This window comes from Cohnella zeiphila, assembly GCF_014212055.1.
GTDB lineage: Bacteria > Bacillota > Bacilli > Paenibacillales > Paenibacillaceae > Cohnella > Cohnella zeiphila.
In genome coordinates, this window is sequence record NZ_JACJVO010000036.1 from 24336 (window position 1) to 49495 (window position 25160).

Genomic DNA, 25160 nt, shown 5'->3' on the forward strand with positions numbered 1-25160 from the left:
GGTGACAAGGGTTTGTCGATTGCGACGGTTATCTGAATAGCTTACAGTATACCTGTAGCTAAAACAACGCTGTCGTTTGGATCGACTCATTCATTTGGAGGTGTTTCTGATAATTATTATAACGGGAGCTACCGGACAACTCGGGCAAGCAGTCGTTGAGAAATTGCTTCAACGGGTTCCCGCAGACCATTTAGGCGTAAGCGTCCGTGATCCCGAGCGAGCGAAGGAACTTCAAAAACGAGGGGTTCGCGTTAGGCGGGGAGATTATACGGATCCCAGTAGTCTTCTTCACGCTTTTGAGGGGGCGTCGCAGGTTCTCATCGTGTCCAGCAATGTCTTGGGAGATGAGGCCGTTCGTCAGCACCGCACCGCAATCGACATGGCTAAAGAGGCAGGAGCCGGCCGAATCCTCTACACAAGCCATATGAGCTCGTCGCAAACATCGCATTTTCCTCCCGCGGTTGACCACGCCGCCACCGAGGAAGCGTTGAAAGCTTCGGGGGTTCCGTTCACGTCCCTGAGAAACGCGTACTATACCGCGTCCTTGCCCTGGTTCCTCCGCGACGCCCTTAAGACAGGGGAGTTGGTTGCGCCAGAGGACGGGCCGGTTGCTTGGACTACCCACGCTGATCTGGCCGAAGCGACAGCAACGGTCTTGAACGAGCAAAATCTGAGCGGGTTAACGCCAAGTCTCACGGCTTCGGAAGCTTTAGACCTGAATGAGATTGCCGCTATCCTCACGGAGTTGACCGGCCGGTCCATTCGGCGTGTCGTCGTGTCCGATGATGAGTTTCGCGCCCAATTAAGATCCCAAGGCTTGCAAGACCATGTGGCCGATATGTTTTTGACGTTCTTCCTGGCCAGCCGAGCGGGCGAATTTGCCCCAGCCGATCCAGCGCTTGCGAATTTAATTGGACGACCGGCCATCTCGGTGCGAGAATTCTTAACGAGCTCGCCCCACCTGATCGGAATGTAGGCACAACTGAATTTTGGGGCTTTTCCGGACAAAGGAAAAGCCCCTTTCGCCATGTTATCAGCAGAAAGAGCCACGTTGAAACCAATCCACTTCATATAAATCGGAATAAATGATTGAGCCATGTTAATGTTAATAGTACAATTACTTGGATATGGGGATTTAATGGTGAAAAGCCTAAAGGATGAGTTCCGTAAGAATAAATTCAAGATTAAACTTTTGGGGGACTACTTGATGAACGATAAAAGGGAAAACCCCAGTAAGGACTTGGAGCCTCTCGAACACACGAATCGACGTGTTCGCGCCGACGCACAGCGCAGCATCGATGCTTTGCTCCAGTCCGCGATGAAGGTGTTCGCGACCTCAGGCGTGGACGCCCCGGTGCGGGAGATTGCCGAGAAGGCCGGCGTAGGCGTCGGCACTGTTTACCGCCATTTTCCGCAGCGCTCGGATCTTATCGTGGCCGTCTTTCGTAACGAAGTCGATGCTTGCGCAGATGCAGCGGCGGATTTGTGCGCCAAGTATGAACCTGCTGAGGCACTGGCACGATGGATGCAGCGATACGTGGACTTCATTGCGAATAAACGCGGACTCGCGGCGGCTCTAGGTTCAGGCAACCCGGAATACGGGACCTTGCCTGCTTACTTCGAAAAGCGACTAACTCCCGTGCTGAGAAGCTTGCTTGATAACGCGGCGGCTGCCGGTGAAGTGCGTGCCGACGTCGAGCCCTATGATTTGCTGCGGGCTGCCGCGAGCCTCTGTACGGGGGTACACAACGACGATTCTAAGTATACACGGCAAATGGTTGCTCTGCTCGTAGATGGGTTGCGCTACCGTGCAAGCTCGTCAGCAAGCAAGCTCTCCTAGCGCTTGTCGCTCCAATGGAATCTGCCCCGTCATCGCGCCGGACTCCAGCTCCCGTTGGATGAGAAAGGGCAGTCGCGCTGGAGACAACAATGCCGCCGCTCGGAAAGGCAAGTTCTGAGCGGCGGCAATCATCAGACATAGCGCGCAGGGAGCTTCTTAGAGCTTTATTTGCATTCGACACGACCCAGCGGATTGGACGTGCTCATCAACTCTTCACACGCCGCAGGCCAGGCGTGGTCTTCGGGGTAGAGCGCGGTGCGGAGATAGGCCCAGGCGAGCGCCCGCAGCGCAGCTACACGTTCGGGGTTCTCGTCCGTCGTTTCCTTGGCGTTGTACTCGTGGATTCCGCCAAGCGAGTGCTCGGCTCCGAAGAGTGTGAGCAGGCTCTTGCTGCCCGGGCTCAGGAAGTACGGGTCAGTGAACCAGTCCGGCCCCCGAGTGGACAGCGGTGACTGGTCATGGTCCCCCGCTACCACAAGGGTCGGCGTGCTCATTTTCGCGAAGCTAGGGTGCATGAAGGGGAAGTACTCGGCCGCGAATGGACTCAAGTCAGCTCCACCCTTGCCAGGCGTGGCAAGCAACACGCCCGCCTTGATCCGCGAGTCGGACATGTCCTCTCCCGGTTCTCCCTCGGGATCGAGGACTCGCGCGCCGAGCAGCATGCTCGCCGTCTGGCCGCCCCAGGAATGTCCGGCTACGGCGATGCGACCTCGATCGAGGCGCCCGCTGAGGCCGGGAACGGAAGCTTCAATGAGATCAAGCCGGTCGAGGATGCGTTTCATGTCCTCGACTCGGATACGCCAGATCAGCGGTGTACGTGGATCGTCCGGAGGAAGGTTCAGCGTCTTCGAGTCAAGATGGGTGGGTTGAATGACTGCGAAGCCGTGAGAAGCCCAGAAGTCGACCAACGGGTCATAGCTCCCCATCGACAAGCCAAAGCCGTGCGAGAAAACAATAATAGGCAATTCGCTCCCAGACGCGGGCGCAGACACACGCACCTGCAGATCCTCTTCACGGCCTGGGGCAGGCAGTACTACCGGCTTCACCGAGACGACTGGAGTTGGCGCACTAACCTTGATTCCCATAAAATGAACATCTCCTTTTTTTATTGCAGTGTGTTCGTCGCTTTGTTGCATGAAAATCAAGCATAAACGGAACGTTGTTCCAATTATATACGGAACAACGTTCCGTTTGCAATATCTCTTTTCAGATTATAAATTGGAAATGACAGTAGTGGCGGCTATGAAAAAGCTGGGCATTATCGAAGGCAAAGGCGCGAACCGATTTGCTCCTGGCGATAAAACGACAAGAGCGGAGGCGGTTACGGTCCTGCTGAGAATGCTTGCGTACAAGGACAAGTAAAAAAAATTTTGAACAAGGCTGCTTTGAAGTCAAATCGAAGCAGCCTTGTTTTTGAACAAAGGTGCGAAGGTACGAAGCGACCATGCCCCCGTTGCAAACCCAATCAGAGTCCACCATTCCAATAAGGTTCGGGTTATGTAAGCGCTGTATAGGGACCTATAATGAGAGCATCATAGACTGCAGCTATGAGCCAATACGGGTTCAAATCGGAGGTGGAAACCGGAGCCTGTATATCAACTTTGAATCCGCATAAATTTGTAGTCCATTACAAAGATGGAGGAATTTATGTGATGAAATCAAAAATTCAAATGGCCTCTGCTTTCCTTTTGATCGTTTCTCTCGTTGCTTTCGCACTGCCGGCTTACGCCTATAACCTGGTAGGAACCTGGAGTTCCGCTACCGTCGTGAAGAACGATGCTGCGCATAATGTGGAATACGGCAGGATGTTGAAGTTGGCCAACGGCGATTGGCTGTCGGTTTATTCCGTCTATTTAACCAACGTCCAACTTGAAATTGCCAGAAGCACGGATAACGGCCGTACGTGGACGCCGATCGGAAGCATCGCGGATCCGGGCCGGGATGTAGACAACGGAATGCTTATTCAATTGCCGAATGGCGATGTGCTTGTCGGTTCGCGATCGGTGATATGGGGCACATCCTACCAGCTTAAAGTTTATAAAAGCACGGATTTGGGCGTGACCTGGAGCTATTTAAGCACGATCGATCAGAACAACGGAACTCCCGGCAGCTTGAGCAATCCGGACAAGGGGATGTATGAACCCCATTTTTATTTCCTGGATAACGGAAATCTTGCGGTCATGTACGCGAACGAGAAGCATGTAACCGAAAGCCCTTCCTATAGTCAGATCATATCCCAGAGAGTATCCACGGATAACGGCGCCACGTGGGGCAACGAGATTTGGGTCGCCTGGGACCCGAGCAATTCCGCCTCGCGACCCGGCATGCCCGTATGGACCAAAATGAATAATGGACAGTTTATGGTCGTATTTGAAGTATGCGGGACAGACAACTGCAACATTCATTACAAAACCTCCATGGATGGAACGACCTGGTCAAGCGGAATCGGCAGGACGATTCCAGGTCAATACTCGGCTCCTTTCTTGCTCTCGTTACCCGACGGACAACTTGCCGTTACCTCCAACAGCGGAAACCTTTCCTTCAGCGACGACTACGGCACTTCGTGGTATTTGAACGGAGCGGCGCCTTGGGTCCCATTCGGCAAGGCCTGGAGCAGCCTTTACATGACAGGCCCTAACGAGATCGCCGCAATGACGAGCGTGGACCAGGGAAACTATCGAAGCAACGTTCAGTTGAAATTCGGTACATTCGTCAATAAAGGGTACGTGAAAAACGCCGGATTCGAAGAAAACACCGGTCAAACGCCAAACGGTTGGAATGTTTCCGGTCCCAATCCTTCCGCTAACTTCGTCGAGACTTCCGGCGTGCCGGGCGGAAGCCAAAACGGCGCCTATCATGACGCCATGTGGAGCTCATCGCCCTATGAAACGTCAATATGCCAAACCGTCGATCATTTATCGAACGGCAGTTACAACGTCGGCGCTTGGACGGAATCCACCGGCGGACTGGCCGTTGCCCAGATGGAGATAAGCAATTATGGCAGCTCCGTCAACGTCCCCATACCAACCGGCACTTCAAATTACCAGCAGATCGACTCGGGAAATATAAACGTGACGACCGGAACCGTGAATATATGCTTTCACGCCAAATCGACCACGGGCAATCAGTGGATTCGAGTCGACGACGTGAGCCTTCAGAAAAACCAAGGCTTTGAATCGAACGACGCCAGCGGCTGGTACGTGGCCGGTTCGAATCCCGATTTTAATTTCCCGGAATCGTACGGAGGCAGCCATAGCGGCTCCTATCACGACGCGATGTGGAGCGCATCGCCCTTTGAAACTTGGATCTACAAGGACTTCGATCATGTGCCGAACGGAACGCATACGATCACCGCATGGACGGAATCTACGGACGGTCTGGCGATTAACCAGATGGAAGTAAGCAGCTACGGAAGCTCCGTTAATGTGTCCATTCCAACAGGAACGACCAGCTATCAGCAGATCAGCAGCGGGGCGTTTAACGTGACGACAGGCAAAGTACGAGTAGCCTTCCATGTTAAATCTACGGTTGGGAACCAATGGACCAGGATCGATGATGTATCGTTGAATTAAGAGTGGAGCAAAAGAAGTTGGAATAATCGGTCATCAGGGAGGGAATACCCGAGACCCCAATTCATTCAACGGATTGGCTGAGTTTAAACGGGGAATGGGATTTCGAATTCGACGATAATAATATCGGGTGGAAAGAAGGATGGTACAGAGGGCATCCGTTTTACGAGAAAATCATTTTCCCGTTCTGTTACCAAAGCAAGCTGAGCGGGATCGGAGAGACGGAATTCCACGATATCGTCTAGTATCTTCGACAACGGTACTCCATTTTCGAAGGGAACGAAGCGCCTCAAAAAGGGAGATGCAGGTCGGCGGCTACGATTATGACGGCGAACCGGTTCTTGTAACGGAGTTCGGAGGCATCTCTTTCCAACGAGTGAATGGGAGGGCTAGAGATATTTCGGAGCCGTGAACGAAGAAAGCTGTCGCTGGAAACGATTCGATCGATCGTTCTTTGGCAATAACCGGGCAGGTACAGGTTTTTCCAATGCTAGAAGTCGAGCTCCAACGACAAAAAACAAGCGTCGTGAATTCAGTTTTGGGCCACGGCGCTTTTAACTTTTTTATTCCAAGTTCTTCAAGACTATTGCAAAACGAAATTCATAAATTGGCCTCCTAGCGACCATCATTGGAATTCAGCCTAAATTTATGTTAAATAATATAATGTGACTCAATTAATCATGAGAGCTGAAATTGCAATTAATAATATGGAAGATACGCACAAGACCGGGGGAATGCCATGGTATCCAACTGGTTTTTTCGTTTTCTTCAACGTATTAGGATGCATATTAATAGAATATTAATTCGCATGATTGTTGGATATATATCGAATACAATCTGTACAACGGCATCATGGCGCAGGCCTATTATCAAGAATATCCTTTGACCGGCAGCAAGCGCGACGATCCGAAAACCGGACTGCTCACGTACTTCCTGTCGATGAAGGCCGGCTTGCGCAAGGACTGGAGCTCGGAGACGGACAGCTTCTTCTGCTGCCACGGAACGATCGTTCAGGCGAACGCGGCCTGGAACCGAGGGATCTACTATCTGGACGGGGACGGGATCTATGTGTTCATCAGGACCCGGCGATCGAGCTGAGACGAATCCGGGACATCGGGTATGAACCGTACCAGATTTACTTCAAGGTGAACAGGTGACGAATCCAATGAATCGGCCGGGGCTCTTGCATGGGGATTAAAGACCGCAGATAGGAATGAAAAAAAGGCGGAGCTCCTTTTCATCCGTTCAATAAATGAATAGGAATTCGAATATATACCGCGCTGCCAAAGTTGTATTTGCTATTGATTTTAATTTGATAGTTTTCACCATATTTAAGTTTAATTCTTTTATTGGTATTATACAGGCCGATATGCTGATGAGGTTCGTTTTCCGCTTTCATATTTTCTCTGATGTCCATCAAATTCCGGCGGCGTATTCCAACACCGTTATCGATGATTGTAATTTTTAAATTCTGATTGGATCTTTTGATTTTGATTTTTATGATGCCCGCTTCTCCTTTTTCTTTTATTCCATGATAGATGGAGTTTTCAATCAGGGGCTGCAAAAACAGCTTCATAACCGTACAATTCATTGCTGCCAAATCGCAGTCCCATATTACGTCAAACTTATCTTCGTACCTGTACTTTTGGATTTCCACATAACTTTTTGTGTTATTTATTTCGGTTTCCAGAGTCACATTTTCATTCGGATTACTGAGTGAATACTTTAAAATATCAGATAAATTTTCAATTGTATGGTGAACTTCTAATATTTTGGCAGGCCATATTTCTTCCGGAAAAGGCCTCTTCATTAATTTCATGCATTCCCAGCTGACGGTTTCGAGCGTATTGAACAAGAAATGAGGATTGATCTGCGACTGCAGAGCCAGAAGCTCCATGGCCTCCAGTTTGTACTTTCTTTCGGACAGCTGAATTTTCAAATAGCTCTGCTCTATGAACGTCTTGAGAATATTGTGTATGATATATCCGTATTCGTCTTTGATTTTGTCGGGCGGAAGCGGCAGTGACAGACCTTTTTCGGCGGAAGACAAAATGGAGATGATGTTTGCGACCTGGGTGTAGTTTCGGCGCGTCAAATAATAGATCAGTATAAAGCCGAAAATAAAAGAGATGATCATTGCGGTCAGAGCGAACTTGGTCAATTTCGATGGCATTGCGTAAAGGGTGCTTTGAGGAATCAGAGAGATGTATTTCCATTTATATTCATCCGATATAAGCTGGCATCCGATGTACTTGCCGGATTTGGTGTCGATGGTAAAAATGGGGCTTGCATGTGTGTTTATTTGCGATTGGTTATCTGTGAAAAGGTTTGAATCGGACTTGTTGCTGAATATGATGTCTCCCTGCTCATTCACAATAAAAATTCCCTGCTTGGATAGAGATGAAAGGGAGACGAGCGTATTGTTGAAATAATCGGCGAGAATATTGAGAACGATCACACCGTTCGCATTGTCAAGTTTTTGATAAATGGACAGGATTTTGGTCCCGGTTTTATCAAAGCTGCTTTTTTTTACGTTTCTCAGCTCAGTCCAGCTTCTGACGCTCTTGTCCTTGGATTTGTAGCTGCCGAACCAGGATTTGTCCACCACGGAATCAAAAGAGACAAGTCCCACGTTGGAGGAAAAGAACTGGCCGTTGGGATTGTCTATATAGATGTAGACCGAATCGATATAGGGTTTGGAATTGGCCGGGGCACTGATAAAGCCGGTAATCAGCTCGTAGGCATTGAGCTTGTCTAAGTTCATTGAGTTCTCACCGAGAAGCGACTTGATGGTCAGAATGGCTTTGTTGTTGTTATCAAAAAAAATCGATTGTTGTGCCATGTCGTGCATGCTCAGCTCGACGTTTTGCTGAACCTGCTGGAGAAGGTTCATATTGTTCTTATTGATATCGGCGACAACGAATTTCTGGATCGCGATGATGGAAATGGTTACAAACAGAAGCAGGACAATCAGAAACGGCATGATGAACAGCATGAAATTCCTGAAGAAGAAGTATTTCCTCAATTCGTTCGCCGCTCCTCCCCTTAAAGGGATTTATTCCTGTAATCCGTCGGGGTCATTCCAAAGTAGTTCTTAAAGGCTCTGGAGAAATTGTGAGCGTTTTCATAACCGGTGAAAATAGCCACTTCGTAAGTCTTGAATTGTGTATTCCTCAGCATCTCGGCCGCCTTCTCCAATTTGACCGAAATGGTGTAATCCGAAAAGTTTTGTCCCGTTTTTTGCTTGAAGAATCTGCTGAAATAATAAATATTCATATGAATCAGCTCGGCCGCCTGTTTCAGATTGGCCTCCCGGTAGTTTTCCTTAACATAGTTTTTGATGGTTTCGATAATCTTATCGTAGTATCCCAGCGATTTTTCTTCATGCAGGGGCTCCGGGTTCGTCCGTTCAAGGCGACGGCGCTCAGCGTCAAGTTCGTCCTTTATCTTGTTGAATACCTGAGAAAGCTCCTTGAACTTTGTAGGCTTTACGATATAATTGCAAACCCCGTATACGATCGCCTTTTGAGCGTAATCAAAATCCTTATAGGCGCTAATGAATACGATTTTTGTATTTCGTCTGTTTTCGTACACCTCTTTGGCAAGCTCAATGCCGGTGAAAATGGGCATTTTGATGTCGCACAGGATGACATCGACAGGATGGAGGGAAAGGTAATCGAGAGCCTGCTTCCCGTTCTCGCTCTCTGCAACCACTTCGAAGCCCAAAGTATCCCAAGGGATGTAATTGACAAGACCGTCTCTGATTTTTACTTCGTCATCAGCGATTAACAGTTTGTACATGGCATGCCCTCGATATTCTATTATTCTGAATTATTCTGAAAACCATTATATTAGCAGATTATAAAATATTCAATTGACCGGGCCAACTTTACTTGCGGATAAGAACCCGGATTGGTCGCTTTTCCGCACGAAAGTTAAATACGGATACGAAAAGTCAAAACAAGAGACCTCTTTTGCAAAACAGTTAAATTGGGATAGCAGAAGTAAAATGGAATAGGTTTCAATCCGCTTCTCAAATACGCATAATGAAACACGCTAGGTACCTTAGCATACAGAAAGATTAATAAAGGGAGGATACGATGAAATGAGAAAAAGAAAAATTGTAAGGGCTATCATTTATCTTTGCAGCGCTCTACTTCTGGCCGGGGTTCTCTCGTCCTGTTCTTCGAATCAGAAAAACTCATCTTCGAGCAGCGGCGATGCAAGTTCCAGCAATCGAAAAGTCAACCTAAGATTTTCGTGGTGGGGCGGCGACGACCGAAACCAGGCCACCCTCGACGCGATAAAAAAGTATACGGATAAATATCCAAACGTAAGCATTTCAGGCGAATACACGGGAGACATGGGGGGCTACCGAGACAAACTTGCGACGCAAATTGCCAGCGGATCGGCTCCGGACCTTATTCAGGTCGACGTCACCTGGCTGCCGGGGTATGCGCAAAAAGGCGATATCTTCGCCGATATGACAAAATATAAGGACATCATCGATACCAGCAGCTTTGATCAGAATTTCATCAACCAGTTCAGCATGTTCGACAATAAGCTTCTCGGCCTGCCGCTGGGCATCAACGCGGTAACCTTCATGTACAATTCCGAACTGCTCAAGAGCGCCGGCGTGAACATCACCGACAATTGGGATTGGGACACGTTCATCACCGAAGGCAAAAAAGTGCATCAGGCGAACAGCAGCGAATATTTCCTCAACATCAATTCCCAGGGCCTGTTTGAGAATGTGTGGTCAAACTACGTCAGGCAGCTTACCGGGGAAAAACTGGTGAGCGACGATTATGTAATCGGCTTCAACAAGCAGCAGGCCAGTCAGGGCTTTGCGCTCATCAAGCGGTTCTATGACGAGAACATCGTCCAGCCCGCCGAGGAGGCTACCGTCTACGACAAGCAGATTCAGCAAAACCCCAAGTGGGTTGCCCAGCAGTTCGGCGGCGCGCTGAATTACGGTTCCAACCTGACTCTGTTCAAATCGGGTTTGGGCGCCGCGCCGGCCACAGCCAATATCCCGGTGGTACAAGGCGCAAAGAACACATCCATCATTGTCAGACCCCAATCGTTCATCGTCATCAACAATAAGTCGCCGGAAAAAGAGGAAAGCGCGAAATTTATCAATTTTCTTCTCAACGATAAGAATTCCCAGCTGGCGCTGAAGGACACAAGATCCGTTCCGCCTACGCAGACGGCCAGAACGGCGCTGGAGGAAGCCAAGCTGATTGATCCGCTTTCCGTCGCGATCGTAAATCAGGCGCTTCCGAAGCAAGGTCTCGCCGACAACAATCTGTCGACCAACCAGCAGCTCAACGATGCGGCCGTCAGCATCATTCAGGAGATCCAATTCGGCAAAACAACGCCCGATCAGGCTGCCGACCAATTGCTCAGCCAATGGAAGGATATCCTGCGGGAGCTGAAAGATAACCAGCAGTAAGGATCCAAGACCGGTTAAATATCGAATGCTGCTCACAAGGCAGCATTCGATATTTAGATAAAAACTCAGAAAGTTGGTTGGGCTTCTATGGTAACCATAAAAAGGAAACGGAAAGGAAGCGGCAAAAGCGGGATTACGATGAAGGATGATCTGAGGGCTCTGCTTTATTTAAGTCCCTGGGTTCTCGGATTTCTTGTCTTTCAGTTCTACCCCCTGATCGCATCGCTCGGTTATTCGTTCACCAATCTGAATTTGATGGGCACCACACGATTTATCGGTTTCAAAAACTATATCACGATGTTTACAAGAGACCCCGACTTTTATCAGTCTTTGAAGGTCACTGCCGTGTATGTCCTGTTTTCCGTACCTTTCAAGCTGATTTTTGCGCTTTTCGTCGCGGTGCTGCTGAATATGAAAATAAGAGGTGTAAACTTTTTCAGAACCATTTATTATATTCCTTCCATACTGGGGGGAAGCGTTGCCGTGTCCATCCTCTGGAGGATTTTGTTTGCCAAGGACGGCATCGTAAACAGGGCCATTGCTTATCTGCATATACCCGCCGTAGACTGGCTGGGCAGCCCGAATATCGCCATTTACACACTGGGCTTGATTATCGTCTGGCAGTTCGGTTCCCCCATGGTGTTGTTCCTGGCGGGACTGAAGCAGATTCCCAGTTCGTTTTATGAAGCCGCCCTGGTTGACGGCGCATCCAGACCAAGGATGTTCTTCTTCATCACGCTGCCCATGCTGACGCCGATATTGTTCTTTAATCTGATCATGCAGATGATCAGCGCGTTTCAGGAGTTTACCTCGGCGTTCGTCGTCACGAACGGCGGCCCGATGAAATCAACCTATCTATACGGTATGAAGCTGTACTCGGAGGGCTTCAGCCACTTCAACATGGGCTATGCGAGCGCCTTGTCGTGGGTCTTGTTCATCATCATCTTTATCCTGACGATCGTCATCTTCAAAACGTCCAACAACTGGGTCTATTACGAAGACGGGGGGAACATGTAATGGCGAGAGTATCCAGAGATTCCATCAAATACATTCTGCTGATCGCGGTCGGCATGATCATGATCTACCCCTTTGTGTGGATGTGCCTGGCAAGCTTCAAAAGCAATGACGAGATTTTCGGGTCGCTGAACCTGCTGCCGTCCAAGATATCGTTTGCTCCTTTTGCGAAGGGCTGGGAGGGCAGCGGCCAGTATACGTACACCAATTTCTTTAGTAATTCCTTTTGGCTAGTGATCCCGACCACCCTGTTTACGGTTTTGTCCAGCGTGGTCGTGAGCTATGCGTTTGCGCGATTAAAGTTCCATTTTAAAAATGCCGCTTTCATGCTTATGATCGCAACGCTGATGCTGCCCAACGCGGTCGTCATCATCCCGCGGTACATGATATTCAATAATCTACACTGGGTAGATTCGTATTTGCCGTTCATCGTACCGGCTCTTCTTGCCTGCAATTCGTTCTTTATATTCATGATGGTTCAGTTTTTCAGGGGCTTGCCCAAGGAACTGGATGAATCGGCCTATATCGACGGCTGCAATTCCTTTGAAATCCTGGTCAAGATACTCGCCCCGCTCTGCAAGCCCGCCATTATTTCCGCATTCCTGTTCCAATTCATTTGGACCTGGAACGACTTTTTCAATTCGCTGATTTATATAAACAGCGTGAGCAAATATACGGTAACCCTGGGGCTGCGCATGTCGCTTGACAACGAATCGGGCGTCACGCCCTGGAACCAGGTCATGGCTATGTCCTTTATGACCATTGTTCCGTGTGTACTGCTGTTCTTTTTTGCGCAGAAGTATTTTGTGGAGGGCATCGCGACAACGGGCCTTAAAGGCTGATAGGCCGCAGGCTTTGTCCCCTGACGGATGACCAGTTTTTACGAGGGAGGAGAAAAGAAAATGAAACTTGAAGACGTGGAAAAAGGCTTCGCATACCCGGGCTCGTTGTGGTGGTATAAAACCCCTCCAACCAAGTTTTGGGAAGGGCTGCCGCTTGGGACCGGACGGTTCGCCGCAATGGTCTACGGCAATCCCTTCCAGGAAAAAATAACATTCAACGACGAGACGTTATGGACTGGCAGCCCTTATAATCCCAACAATGCGCAAGGCCCCGAGATTTTGAAAAAGGTCCGAGAACTGATCATGGAGAAGGACTACACGCAGGCGGACAAGGAAATCATGAAGCTTGGCAGCCGCCCCATGTACACTCAATGCTATCAGGCCATGGGCGTTCTGAATGTGAGATTCGACGATCATACCGATTATTCGGATTATCGAAGGCAACTGGATATGGATAACGCTGTCGCATCGGTTTCCTATCGCAGCGACGACGTAACCTACAAAAGAGAGGTATTCGCCAGCTTTCCGGATCAGGTGGTGGTTCTGAGGCTGAGCGCGGACAAGCCCGGAAAAATCAGCTTTACCGCCTGGTTCGATACCCTTCACACAGACGCAACGAGCGCGGTGGATGCGAATGGAACTCTCGTCATGAATGGCCGGGTGCAGGATCAGCTTATGACGGACACGCAAACCCCATATGATCCGCTCATCAGAAGTCAAATGAAGTGGCAGGCGGGTCTGAGAGTGGCTTCGCGAGGAGGCGTGCAGTCGGCCGTATCCGTTGATGCCGGCGAAGGTCGGCAACCGGTGGCGGGCATTCGGATTAGCGGCGCGGACGAGGCCACTTTGATCCTGGCGGGCGCGACCAACTTCGTAAAGTGGGATGACATCTCCGCAGACGAGCAGGAAGCCTGCATGAAGTATCTGGAAGCCGGCGATTTGCATTACGAGACTCTATTGGAGAGGCATCTGCAGGATTATCAGCCGCGTTTCGGCAGCTGCAGGCTTTTCCTCGGCACCGACATGCACCCCGAAGAGGATACGACGGAAAAACTCGAGGACCTCAGGAACGGCAGAGACGACGCTCATTTCGCCGCCACGTACTTCCAGTATGCGAGATATCTGCTGCTTGCCGCCGCAAGGGAAGGCACCTTTGCCTTTAACAATCACAATATCTGGCTGAACGACCTTATGGGCAGATGGGAAGGGCGCTGGACCTTAAACATCAATATTCAGGAGTGCTATTGGCCGGTTGAAAGCACCAACTTGCCTGAAATCAACGACTCTCTTTTATTTTTCGTACAACAGCTGTACGAGGCGGGAAAAAGGACCGCCGGAGAGGTATACGGGTTTGACGGCTGGTGTGCGCACCATGGAGTCGATATCTGGATGAATACGGCGTTTACGAGCCCTTCGCCGCATTTCGGCTTTTTTCCCACGGCCGGGGCATGGCTGTGCCAGCAGCTGTACGAGCATTACAGGTATATGCCCGATAGGGAGTACCTGCAAAAGATATATCCTATTCTAAGGGACGCAGCCCTGTTCTGTATGGAATTGCTGGTCGAGGACCCCGAAACGGGCCATCTTGTCGCATGCCCGTCGGCTTCGCCGGAGAACGAGTTTATCAATCCGGCGGACGGCACTCCCACGGGGCTTTCCATGGGGTCTTCCATAGACACGCAGATGATCCGCTGCCTGCTGAGGAATTGTATCGAAGCATGCGCGAGTCTCGGAACGGACGCGCAACTGAGCGGCAGAATGGAGCAAGCTCTGCGCAGGCTTCCGCCGCACAAGATAGGTAAACACGGGCAATTGCAGGAATGGTATTACGACTTTGAAGAGTATGAGGTAGGGCACCGTCACCTCTCGCACCTGTTTGCCTTTTACCCGGATGACGATATTACGCCCCAGAAGAGCCCGGAGCTGACACAAGCGGTCAAAGCGGTTCTGGACAGAAGGGGAGAAGATAAGCTCGGCTGGTCGGGCGCCTGGAAAATCAACCTTTACGCAAGGCTGGGAGAAGGGGACAAGGCGCATAGTTATCTTTACCGCATGCTGTGCGACGTCAGCATTCATCCCCGCGAGGAAGACAGCACGGTAACTCCTTCGTTTGAAGGCAATCAGGGAATACAGGGCGTCTGCGCCGGGATCGCCGAGATGCTTCTGCAGAGCCATGAAAACGAGATAAAACTGCTGCCGGCTCTGCCCAAGGTATGGACAGCCGGGTCCGTTGCGGGACTGCGGGCCAGGGGCGGATGCGAGGTAGATATCCGGTGGAAGGACGGAAACCTGGCGGTTGCCGCATTGAAACCGAAACTTGACGGCAGATGCAGAGTGCGGGCGAAGACTCCCATTGCCGTCGCGGCGGCCGACAGGGCCGCGGATGTGACAAGGCTCAACGATTTTTGTGTGGAATTTACGGCAAAGGCAAATGAGGTCTACTACGTAACGCCACTGCAAAATTGAATATAGAAAGGGCTAATCGCATGAAAAGAAAAAGGTTGGGGAAGACATATATTTCGCTCTCGGTGCTGGGCATGGGATGCTGGGCATACGGCGGAGGAGCGTACTGGGGCGAGCAGAGTCAGAAGGACGTGAACGACGTCGTGCACGCCGCGCTCGACCAGGGAATCAATTATTTCGACACCGCTGAGGTATATAACGACGGAGAGAGCGAGCGGTCGCTGGGACTTGCGCTCAAGGGCAGGAGGACGCAGGCCGTCATCGGCACAAAGGTCAGCACCTCCAACACCAAATCTGCCGCTCTGCGAAAGCACTGCGAGGAAAGCCTTCGCCGGCTTGGCACGGATTACATCGATATCTATATGCTGCACTGGCCGATTAACCAGAAGGCCATCGAGCATTTTACCGCCGATCAGAGCCTCATCTCCTCGCCGCCCACGGTTCAGGAGGCTTTCGACACCCTGATGCAGCTGCGCAGGGAAGGCAAGATCCGTGCGGTCGGCATCAGCAATCACGGCCTGCGGCAGATGGAAGAGGCAAGGCAGACAGGCGCCGATATCGCGGTCAACGAGCTGCCGTACAATCTCATATCCAGGGCCATCGAGGACGGGATTATGCCGTATTGCGTCGACAATCAAATCGGAGTTCTCGGCTACATGGCCATGCAGCAGGGCATTCTCACGGGGGCGCACTCCACCGCAGATTCTCTCTCGGCTCCCCGGGCTCACTCAAGGCACTTCCATTATACCAGAGGCGGCGACATGTCCCGTCACGGGGAGGAAGGGGCCGAGGAGGAAATCTTTGATTTGCTTCGCGGGATGAAGGAAATCGCCGCGGAGATCCATACCGACATTCCGACTCTGTCTCTTGCGTGGGCCATGGCCGGGGAAGGGATCACCAGCACGCTGGTCGGCTCGCGCAATGTCGCGCAGTTGATGATAAATGTAAAGGCCGCCTCGGAGCCGCTGCCGCGCGATGTCATCGAGAGGCTCAATAAGCTCAGCGAGCCGGTGCTGGCTAAGCTTGGAACCAACCCGGACTACTACGAGAACAGGAATAACAGCCGAATTTACTAATGGGAGGTACGGGGTCGTGAAAGTCAAAAGCATGGAATTGTTCAAGGTGCCGCCCCGCTGGCTTTTTCTCAAGATTACGACCGAATCCGGGCTCGTAGGCTGGGGCGAGCCGGTCGTCGAGGGCAAGGCCGACACGGTGGCTGCCGCCGTCGAAGAAATGAAGGATTATGTGATTGGAAGAAACGCCAATGAAATTGAGGATATTTGGCAGGTTCTGTACCGCTGCGCTTTTTACCGCGGCGGGCCGATCCTGATGAGCGCCATCTCGGGCATCGAGCAGGCGCTGTGGGATATAAAGGGAAAGGCCTTGAACGCACCGGTTTACGAATTGCTGGGCGGGGCCGTCAGGGAGAAGCTGAAGGTCTATTGCTGGATCGGAGGCGACCGGCCGGACCATGTGGCGACCGCGGCGCTTGAAAAATTCAAGCAGGGCTATACTGCCGTCAAGATGAACGCCACGCCGGAGATCGGCTGGATCGATAATTTCAGAGTCGTTCAGGATGTCCTGGACCGGGTGCAGTCCGTAAGGGATGCTCTGGGGTATAAAATGGATATCGCCCTGGATTTTCACGGAAGAGTGCATAAAGCCATGGCAAGGGTCCTGATGAAAGAACTGGAGCCGTTTAAACTGATGTTTATCGAAGAGCCGGTTTTGACGGAGAACGAGGAGGCTTTCGCGGAGCTTCGGCGGCACACCTCCACGCCGATTGCGACGGGTGAGCGCAATTATACCCGCTGGGGATATAAAAACATGCTTCATAACGGCGGCGTGGATATCCTGCAGCCGGATCTAAGCCATACCGGGGGCATTCTGGAAGCCAAAAAGATTGCCGCCATGGCAGAGGCCTACGATGTTGCCATCGCCCCGCACTGCCCGCTTGGGCCGATTGCGCTCGCAGCCTGCGTTCAGCTGGATTTTTGCACACCCAATGCCTTTATACAGGAGCAGAGCCTTGGCATCCACTATAACCAGGGTTCGGACCTGCTTGACTATCTGAAGGATCCTACCGTTTTTGAGTATAAGGATGGGCATATCGGCAGGCTGGACAAGCCGGGTCTTGGCATCGAAGTCAACGAGGATAAAGTGAGGGAAATGGCGGCGGTCGGCCACCATTGGAGAAATCCGGTCTGGAGGCTTGGCGACGGGGTCCCCGCGGAGTGGTAGAACCCAAAGGCCCCCTCGACGTCCCGGACGCCTCTGCCAACCGGCTGGAAGAAATATAAAAACGGAAGGGAAGTTTTCTTATGCTGAAGGGGATTCCCTCGATACTCTCTCCCGAGCTAATGAAGGTTTTGATGGAAATGGGGCATGGGGATGAGATTGTCCTTGCCGACGGGAACTTCCCGGCGGCAAGCACCGCCGCAAGGCTCGTGCGCTGCGACGGTCACGGCGCGATGGCGCTGCTCGACGCGGTGCTGCAGTTCTTTCCGCTCGATTACGCGGTACGGCAACCGGTGGCGCTGATGGCGGTGACGCCCGGAAATCCCTATCAGCCGCATATATGGGATGAATATTTCTCATGCATAAAAAAGTATAATGACCATTTCAGCGGATTTGAATATATGGAACGGTTTTCGTTCTACGACAGGGCAAGTAAGGCGTACGCGGTGGCGGCTACCGGGGAAAGAGCGCGTTTTGCGAACGTAATCCTGAAAAAGGGCGTTGTGACGGAAAATGAATAAAGGATCGGCCCGTATCGGAACATAAATGAAAAAAGGGGAACGGCCTGCAGTAGAAGCTTTCTACTCGGTCGTTCTTTTTGCTTATGAAACCGGCTTATTTCCATTTATGGTTGGCATTGCAATATTCCTGATGTCTTTGTGCTATAATAGCTCTGATCCTTTCAACTCGAAGGACCCTTGTATTTGCCAATTGATAGATAGAAAACGGACAGGCGGGATCATATTTGAAAAGGCTTTCACTTATTTACAGCGGGATCTCGATCAAAAATAAAATCTTCACCACCAATATTTTGATCATTCTGATTTGCGTCTCCACGCTTGCTTTTTTTGCCAATATCGTTTCTCAGAATGTCATAATCAAGAAAGCGATGAACGATTCGTCAAGAGAACTTGTTCTGATTGATAATAATCTGCAAACGGTCATTTCGACGGCTGAGGACTATTCCAAAATTTTAGCGACCGATTACAGACTGCAGAGCGAGATTTACAACGATCTTTTGGCACACCCAACCCCCTCGACAGAAGAGTCCGTTGCAGGACTTGACAACCTATCCATGAAGAAGACGATCTCCGAAGTGACCAGCAACATCGTGGAGCCCAATACGATGATCAAAGCGGCCAGCGTGCTTGCCGCCAATCATCAATGGGTCGATGTAGGTTACGCCGATAATGCTTTCGCATCTCAAATTTTTGGGAACAGCCCCACCAGCAACGAGCATTCCAATAGGCCGTTCTGGACGGGTTTGATCAAATTTAAATTCCGCTACGAAGGGGATGATAATGTTTTTGCAGTGACCAAGACGGTGGTCCATAAGGATACCGGCAAAGTCATTGGCATGGTTGTTTTATATGTAAGTGAATCGGCGATATCCTCGATCTACGAGAAGAAACCGAATAACAACGGGGGAGAGTATTACATACTCGATCGCAACGGGAACATCATCTCCAGTCAAAACAAAGCCAATTTGTATCGGAAATTCAATCAAGCCGCCTCTATCTCGATTCCGGATTCGCAAAGCGGCGATGCCAGTTACATAAGAGAAGTCGGAAACCGAAAAATGCTGGTGTCCATTGATCATTTCGAGCCGTTGCAGTGGTCGATCGTCAATGTGGTGCCGCTGGATGAAATTACGGTGGAGCGCAAGGAAATCAATAAAATTATCATGCTTACCGGCTTTGTATGCTTACTGTTCGCGCTTGTTATCTCTTATCTGCTGTCACGCTCGATCACGAGGCCCATCTTCCGGCTTTCCAAGACCATGAGATTCGTTCGGAGCGGCATGCTGGACGTCAGAAGCTCTTCCCCGTCAAAAGACGAGGTCGGATATTTAAGCGACGGGTTCAATAATTTAATGGACCGAATCCAGGCGCTTATGGCGGAGAACGTCGAGGAGCAAAGGACAAAATCGGAGATCGAGTTCAAGCTGCTGCAATCCCAGGTCAAACCCCATTTTTTGTATAATACGGTTGAAACGATCATATCGCTGATCAAGTTGAATATGAGTACGGAAGCGATTGCCGCGGCGAAATATATGGCCGATTTCTACAAGATATCGCTGAGCAAGGGCAACGATATCATTCCCATCAGCAAAGAGATTCAGTTAACGGAAAGCTATTTGGAGATTCAACGATTGCGCTATGTGGAGTACATGGAATATACGATGTCGATCGATGAGGAGATATTGGGAGGCTCCATTCCCAAACTGACGCTTCAACCGATCGTAGAAAACGCGATTTACCATGGATTGAAGCAAAAAACGGAAAAGGGTTTACTGCGCATTGCCGGAAGCCGCTGCGGGAATGACGTGATCGTTGCGATCTTCGATAACGGGGCGGGGATGGAAAACTCGCAAGTCAGGAGAATATTGGAGGAATCCGGAAGCTCGGGGGATAGCGCAAGCTTTGGAGTCAGAAGCGTTCATAATCGAATTCGAATGCTCTACGGCGACAAATACGGTTTGGAGATCGCAAGCATGCCAGGCTCTTATACCGAAGTCAAGATCCGTCTGCCGTTCATACCATCGCAGGAGGAATGACATGTACAAAGTATTGATTGTCGACGATGAATATTACTTCAGGCAAGCGCTGAAAGTTACGCTTCCATGGGAGGAACTGGGCTTTCGGATTGCAGGCGAGGCAAAAAACGGGGAAGAGGCGCTTGCTCGAATGGCTGAATGGGAGCCGGATATTGTGCTGGTCGATATCAATATGCCCATCATGGACGGTATCGATTTTATACAGAATGTCAGAGGGAGCGAACGGGACCCGAAATTTATTGTGCTGACCGGTCACAATGAATTTGCATATGCCAAACAAGCAGTACAGCTTGGCGTTTTTAATTATGTGCTGAAGCCGATTAACGAGGAGGAACTCCGAGACTCCTTGCTTGACTTGAAGAACCTCATTCAGAAGGAAAGATCTGCAGGCCTTGAACTGGAGGAATTGAAAAAACAAGCAAAAGAGAATTTGCCCGTCTTGAAGGAACGGTTTCTAAACAAGTGGCTGCAAGGTCAGGATATAATGAATCCCTCTAAAAACATAGAGCGGTTGAAATATTTAGGTATTAATCTGGATGCCCCTTGCTATGCAGTAATCGTACTTGAGATCGATTCGAATGAAAATATCGTTTCCGAAGAAAACAAGCAAATTTACAAGCTGGCTGTTCAGGATATCGCGCAAGAACGGATACCGGAGAATTGTGTGAATACGACCTGTTACGATATGAATGATCGGTTTGTCATCATTATCGGCATGGAAGAGGACTCCGGCGACAGAATGGAGTCGCTCTGCGAGATGATTCGACAATCCGTCCAGGCGCGCCTGCCTTGCACGGTAACCATCGGTGTCGGCAATGGACATCGCGGTCTGGAGTCGATCAGCGTCTCCTACCAAGAAGCGTTGTATGCCCTTAAACATCGGTTTGTGCTTGGAGGCAATCAGGTCATTCTTCATTCGATGATTTCAGAGTCGGGAATGAAAGCCAGCTTATTTACTTTGGAGAGGAGAAGCAATTTATTGATGTGCTTGCGCATCGGAGATCTGTCCGAGACGGAGGCTTGGATCACGGCGTTTTTCCGGGATGCGCTCGACAGGAATGCCAGTATGGAAATGTTTCTGCTGTCCGGTCTTGAAATTGTATCCACCTGTCTGGAATTTCTGGATGAAACGTCGCAAAGCTTTGAGCGGATTTTTCCGGAAATGGGCCATCGGGATCTTTTCCAACAAATCGGGAGTCTGGACTCTATCGGCCGACTGGAAAGCTGGACTCGCACCTTCATTCTGAAGGTGATGAAGCATGTTCAGGACAGGAAGCAAAGCAGAACGGTCAAAGTGGTGGAAGAGGTTAAGGCGTATATCCAAGATCATTACCGTAACGAGGACCTGCGAATCGAAGATATCGCCAAGTATGTGAACATGAATTACAATCATCTTTGTTATGTGTTCAAGAAGGAGACTTCCGTCACGATTAACGACTACTTGACCGAACTGCGCATCAAAAAAGCGAAAGACTTATTCGACCAAGGCATCCAAGTCGTTCAATATGTCGCGAGTCAGGTCGGTTACGCAGATTCGAATTATTTCAGCAAGTGCTTTCGAAAGTATTTGGGGATCTCTCCGAGCAAGTATATCCATAATATCCAATAGCACGATTCCGATACCGGGCGCCATGAGACCTTTCAGCCTTCTGTCTCTTGCGTCTTCTTTTTTTCCCCGATAAATTTCCTTACGCACCGAGAATATTCTCTGTAATCGGATGAAGAAAGCCAATAAAATAAATCCCAGGTTGGTTTCGCTTACAACATCCGAATCAACCGGTGTCACGGCTGCATGATCAAGGAGGTCAAGTCTGAAATTGCAAGTCGACGCAAGCAGGGAGGGATGAGTGTTCCCCTAAGCAAGAACGAAGCTTCCGGTTATCGGACCGAGCTTGAACAAGATCAAATCAAAAGCGAAAGGCCGGCAGAAGTCATTGCGTTTCGTGCCTTGAGCGAGGAGAAGGGAAAGGGAATCACGATGAGAAAAAAAGAAAAGGCAGTCGGCATGGCGATTTTGGCAGCGCTTACGGTTATGAGTTTATCGGCTTGCGGGTCGAAGAACGACAACAATCCGTCATCGCCCGGCAATTCCGCAAGCGCGTCGGAGCAGAGCTCGAACAGCTCCGGGAGCGGCGAGAAGATCAAGCTTAGAGTCGTCACGATTACGACAGACGAGAACCGCAATCACATTATGGAACAGTATATCAAACCGAACGTTACCAAGGAGTTTCCGAATGTGGACGTCGAATTCGAGCCCGGCGGCGGCGGCGACGATATGGCGAACAAGATGAAAACCTTCAACTCTTCAGGGGATATGCCCGATGTTTTCTGGGATGATGCAGGCTACTTCACTCCCTTGAAAAGCGCGGACAGCATCATGGATTTGACGCCTTACATTACCAAGGATGGATTTCTGGACAAATACGACGTGCCTGACGCGTTGAAGCATGTGGACGGAAAGATCTACAGCCTGTCTTCGGGTTCCGACACGTATTTTACTCCGGTTATCTTCTATCATAAGGATATGTTCGAGCAAGCGGGCGTGCAGGTTCCGAAGACGTTCGACGAATTGCTGAAAGCGGCGGATCAGCTCAAAAGCAAGGGCATGGTACCGGCGACGACTCAAGGCAAGGGAGGGTGGGGGCCGCAGCTTTATCTGCTTCAGCAGATGATCCAGATCGGGGACCCTCAAGCGATGCAGGACCTTGTAGCCAACAAGACGGACTTTAACAATCCGGCAGTCAAGGAAGGAGCTGCGCGCATTGCGCAGTTGGTTAAAGCGGGCTTCTTCCCGGATGGCATCGCCAATCTTGACTACGGGCCGGCCATGGAGATGTTCACCTCGAAGAAAGCGGCCATGCTGCTGATGTTTACCTGGGAGCTGCCGAATCTGGCGAAGGACGACACCGTCGATTTCTTCCCTTTCCCAGGCGCAAGCGACAAATATGATTCCAGCAAATTCGTGCAGTACTGGGGTTCTCCTCTGAACGGATACGCGGTCAGCACGAAGACCAAGCATCCAGACGAGGCCGTCAAGCTGGCTGAGTTTCTGGCTATGATGGATGCCAAATATTTTGAATCCACAGGCGGACAGGTGTCGTTGAAGACGGGGGATACAGCGCCGGAACCAGGCCCGCTGATGAAGAAGTTCATCGATTGGTACAATCCGATTCCTACGAAAATCCCTTCTCTTGCGCTGAACGCGTTGGATTCGAAAACTTCGGCGGAGCTGGGATCCAACGGAGCGAACCTGTTGACCGGCGAATACTCTGCCGATCAATTCAATGCCGACATGCAAAAGACATGGAGCGAAAATACGTGGTTTAAGCAATAAGGAACTGAAATCGATCGATAGATGAAATTCCGACTCCCTCTCGGAGCTTGATTCCGGGAGGGGCGGCTTAAAAATAAAACAACGGTGGGAGAGCCATGAACAAGTATTACAGCACCAAGTGGTCCTTATTGGTGTTTGCAGTGCCAGCATTGCTGCTGTTTACCGTTTTCTGCGTTTATCCGCTATTGCCGGAAATATGGATGAGCCTGCACCGGAATGACGGATTTCGGAATTTGGGATTCGTCGGGCTGGACAATTTCAAGGATGCGTTCTCGTCTTCCTCTTTCTGGCTTGCTCATCGAAATACTTATCTTATCGTCGGGATCTCGGTTCTGATCGGGTTGCCGCTTTCCATGATGCTTGCTCTATTTATGGATGCTCAGACCCCGTGGTTTCGGCGAATCTTCAAGACATCGGCCATGTTCCCCGCCATTTTGTCGGTGACGGTCGTCTCGGAGATGTGGGTGTCCTTCTACGACCCGAATTGGGGGCTGTTCAATTCCTTGTTGAAATCCATCGGTCTGGGGTCCTGGACCCATTCCTGGCTGACAGAACGGAGAACGGTGATGCCCAGCATCGGGTTGTCCTTTCTCTGGCAGTATATCGGACTGAATGCCATGCTCTTCTATGCGGGAATCAAGACCATTCCTAAAAATTACTTTGAAGCGGCGCTGATCGACGGCGCCAACTTCTTTAAAGTCTCTGTTAAAATCACGATTCCGTTGCTCCAGGACATTATCAAATACGTCCTCATCCTGTCCACTCTGGGATCCATGGCGTTCTATTCGCAAGTCCGCGTCATGACATCCGGCGGTCCCGGCGACGTATCCAGAACCGTCGTATACCAGATGTATTACACCGCTTTTGAAACGTCTGAATTCGGAAAAGGAACGGCGATTGCGGTTATTTTCATCCTCGAATGCCTCTTGATCTCCTTTCTCATTCAGCGATTCGTTGCACGGGAAAAACTAGAGTTCTAAGGGGGCAGAGTTTTGAGAATATTAAGTCGCAGCTTTTGGCTGCTCGTAAGCGGCACCTTTCTGTTTCCCCTGTACTGGATGATCTCGATTTCTTTAAAATCCAAAGATGAAGCTTACAATAATCCGTTCGGCATTCCACGCTCCTGGGATTGGCCGAATTTCAAGAATGCGCTGTCGCAATATCATTTCTTTGTCTATTTGGAGAACAGCACCATTTATACCGCCGGTACGATCGTCATTACGTTGATGGCCGGCAGCATGCTCGCCTACTGTCTGAGCCGAATGCAATGGAAATTCAGCGCACTGGCGTTATTTTACGTGTCCCTGGGATTGATCGTACCCATTGAGGTCGTTCTCATTCCACTCTTTCAATTGCTGAAGCTGTTGCATCTCAAGGATAGCTATCTGGGACTCATCTTGCCGTACTCGGGATTCTCCATTGCCTCCTGCGTACTCATGCTGTATGCCTTTCTTCGTTCGCTGCCCAAAGAGCTGGAAGAGGCTGCTTGCATGGATGGAGCGAACGTCTACCAGACGTTCTTCCGAATTATTTTCCCGATTATTATGCCGGCGCTGGTGACGCAATGCGTCTTGCTCTTTATGCGCATCTGGAACGAATTTCCGCTTGCTTTTATCATTGCTTCCAGAGATCATTTTCGTCCATTGACCGTCGGCTTGTTGAACTTTTTTGTAAGTGTCGGCGTTTCGGACTGGGGACTTATCGGAGCATCCATGCTCCTCTCGAGTCTTCCCACGATTATCGTATATATGGTTGGGAATGAAAAGATCGAAGATGCGCTTACGGCTGGCGCTATTTTGAAGTAAGCCGCACGCTTTTCCAAAATGACGGGCCGAGACAGGACTCGTA

At 50.2% G+C, this 25160-nt stretch carries 20 protein-coding genes; 17 read left to right on the forward strand and 3 right to left on the reverse strand.

Annotation, left to right across the window (positions count from 1 at the left end; translation table 11 throughout):
* Positions 1-100: 100 nt before the first annotated feature.
* Complete coding sequence (locus tag H7C18_RS27625) at positions 101-976, forward strand: SDR family oxidoreductase (RefSeq protein WP_337913918.1); 876 nt, start codon at positions 101-103, stop codon at positions 974-976.
* A 162-nt stretch (positions 977-1138) separates the two neighbouring features.
* Complete coding sequence (locus tag H7C18_RS27630) at positions 1139-1840, forward strand: TetR/AcrR family transcriptional regulator (RefSeq protein ID WP_238358010.1); 702 nt, start codon at positions 1139-1141, stop codon at positions 1838-1840.
* Positions 1841-2004: 164 nt separating this feature from the next.
* On the opposite strand, the gene H7C18_RS27635 is transcribed toward H7C18_RS27630, so the two are convergent.
* Positions 2005-2925 carry an alpha/beta hydrolase family protein gene (locus tag H7C18_RS27635; RefSeq protein WP_185132365.1) on the reverse strand — a complete coding sequence of 307 codons (921 nt, stop codon included), beginning with the start codon at positions 2923-2925 and terminating at the stop codon, positions 2005-2007.
* A 139-nt stretch (positions 2926-3064) separates the two neighbouring features.
* Between H7C18_RS27635 and H7C18_RS27640 the strand changes: the two genes are divergently transcribed.
* From H7C18_RS27640 to H7C18_RS27650, 3 genes are all read left to right on the forward strand, one after another.
* Entirely contained in the window at positions 3065-3202 is a 138-nt protein-coding gene (locus H7C18_RS27640; RefSeq protein ID WP_273388201.1) for an S-layer homology domain-containing protein, read from the forward strand.
* Between the two features lie 212 nt (positions 3203-3414).
* Positions 3415-5412: a sialidase family protein gene (locus H7C18_RS27645; protein ID WP_337913914.1), complete on the forward strand. Its 1998-nt coding sequence runs from the start codon at positions 3415-3417 to the stop codon at positions 5410-5412.
* Between the two features lie 834 nt (positions 5413-6246).
* Positions 6247-6507, forward strand: a complete 261-nt coding sequence (locus H7C18_RS27650; RefSeq protein WP_273388202.1) for a beta-L-arabinofuranosidase domain-containing protein — start codon at positions 6247-6249, stop codon at positions 6505-6507.
* A gap of 139 nt (positions 6508-6646) precedes the next feature.
* On the opposite strand, the gene H7C18_RS27655 is transcribed toward H7C18_RS27650, so the two are convergent.
* Both H7C18_RS27655 and H7C18_RS27660 read right to left on the reverse strand, forming a co-directional pair.
* On the reverse strand, positions 6647-8404 hold the full coding sequence (locus tag H7C18_RS27655; protein ID WP_185132367.1) for a sensor histidine kinase: 1758 nt from the start codon (positions 8402-8404) through the stop codon (positions 6647-6649).
* A 50-nt stretch (positions 8405-8454) separates the two neighbouring features.
* Complete coding sequence (locus H7C18_RS27660) at positions 8455-9210, reverse strand: response regulator transcription factor (RefSeq protein WP_185132368.1); 756 nt, start codon at positions 9208-9210, stop codon at positions 8455-8457.
* Positions 9211-9514: 304 nt separating this feature from the next.
* Here H7C18_RS27660 and H7C18_RS27665 point away from each other — a divergent pair, with 304 nt between their 5' ends.
* The 12 genes from H7C18_RS27665 to H7C18_RS27720 all read left to right on the forward strand — a co-directional run bounded on the left by H7C18_RS27665 (position 9515) and on the right by H7C18_RS27720 (position 25117).
* On the forward strand, positions 9515-10864 hold the full coding sequence (locus H7C18_RS27665; RefSeq protein WP_185132369.1) for an ABC transporter substrate-binding protein: 1350 nt from the start codon (positions 9515-9517) through the stop codon (positions 10862-10864).
* Positions 10865-11002: 138 nt separating this feature from the next.
* Complete coding sequence (locus H7C18_RS27670; protein ID WP_238358012.1) at positions 11003-11881, forward strand: carbohydrate ABC transporter permease; 879 nt, start codon at positions 11003-11005, stop codon at positions 11879-11881.
* A complete protein-coding gene (locus H7C18_RS27675) occupies positions 11881-12720 on the forward strand; it encodes a carbohydrate ABC transporter permease (protein ID WP_185132371.1) in 840 nt (279 codons plus the stop codon). Before H7C18_RS27670 ends, H7C18_RS27675 begins: the two co-directional genes overlap by 1 nt.
* 60 nt (positions 12721-12780) lie before the next feature.
* Complete coding sequence (locus H7C18_RS27680; RefSeq protein ID WP_185132372.1) at positions 12781-15186, forward strand: glycoside hydrolase family 95 protein; 2406 nt, start codon at positions 12781-12783, stop codon at positions 15184-15186.
* 20 nt (positions 15187-15206) lie between these two features.
* Complete coding sequence (locus H7C18_RS27685) at positions 15207-16259, forward strand: aldo/keto reductase (RefSeq protein ID WP_185132373.1); 1053 nt, start codon at positions 15207-15209, stop codon at positions 16257-16259.
* Between the two features lie 16 nt (positions 16260-16275).
* Positions 16276-17424, forward strand: a complete 1149-nt coding sequence (dgoD, locus tag H7C18_RS27690) for a galactonate dehydratase (protein ID WP_185132374.1) — start codon at positions 16276-16278, stop codon at positions 17422-17424.
* A gap of 80 nt (positions 17425-17504) precedes the next feature.
* Positions 17505-17942 carry an RbsD/FucU family protein gene (locus tag H7C18_RS27695; protein ID WP_185132375.1) on the forward strand — a complete coding sequence of 146 codons (438 nt, stop codon included), beginning with the start codon at positions 17505-17507 and terminating at the stop codon, positions 17940-17942.
* 224 nt (positions 17943-18166) lie between these two features.
* Positions 18167-19978 carry a sensor histidine kinase gene (locus H7C18_RS27700; RefSeq protein WP_185132376.1) on the forward strand — a complete coding sequence of 604 codons (1812 nt, stop codon included), beginning with the start codon at positions 18167-18169 and terminating at the stop codon, positions 19976-19978.
* A gap of 1 nt (position 19979) precedes the next feature.
* Positions 19980-21587, forward strand: coding sequence for a response regulator transcription factor (locus H7C18_RS27705; protein ID WP_185132377.1), 1608 nt, complete (start codon positions 19980-19982; stop codon positions 21585-21587).
* Between the two features lie 369 nt (positions 21588-21956).
* Positions 21957-23312, forward strand: coding sequence for an ABC transporter substrate-binding protein (locus H7C18_RS27710; RefSeq protein ID WP_185132378.1), 1356 nt, complete (start codon positions 21957-21959; stop codon positions 23310-23312).
* Between the two features lie 95 nt (positions 23313-23407).
* Entirely contained in the window at positions 23408-24292 is an 885-nt protein-coding gene (locus H7C18_RS27715; protein WP_185132379.1) for a carbohydrate ABC transporter permease, read from the forward strand.
* 12 nt (positions 24293-24304) lie between these two features.
* The gene (locus H7C18_RS27720; RefSeq protein WP_238358013.1) at positions 24305-25117 is read left to right on the forward strand and encodes a carbohydrate ABC transporter permease; all 813 of its coding nucleotides are present in this window, start codon (positions 24305-24307) and stop codon (positions 25115-25117) included.
* Positions 25118-25160 lie beyond the last annotated feature (43 nt).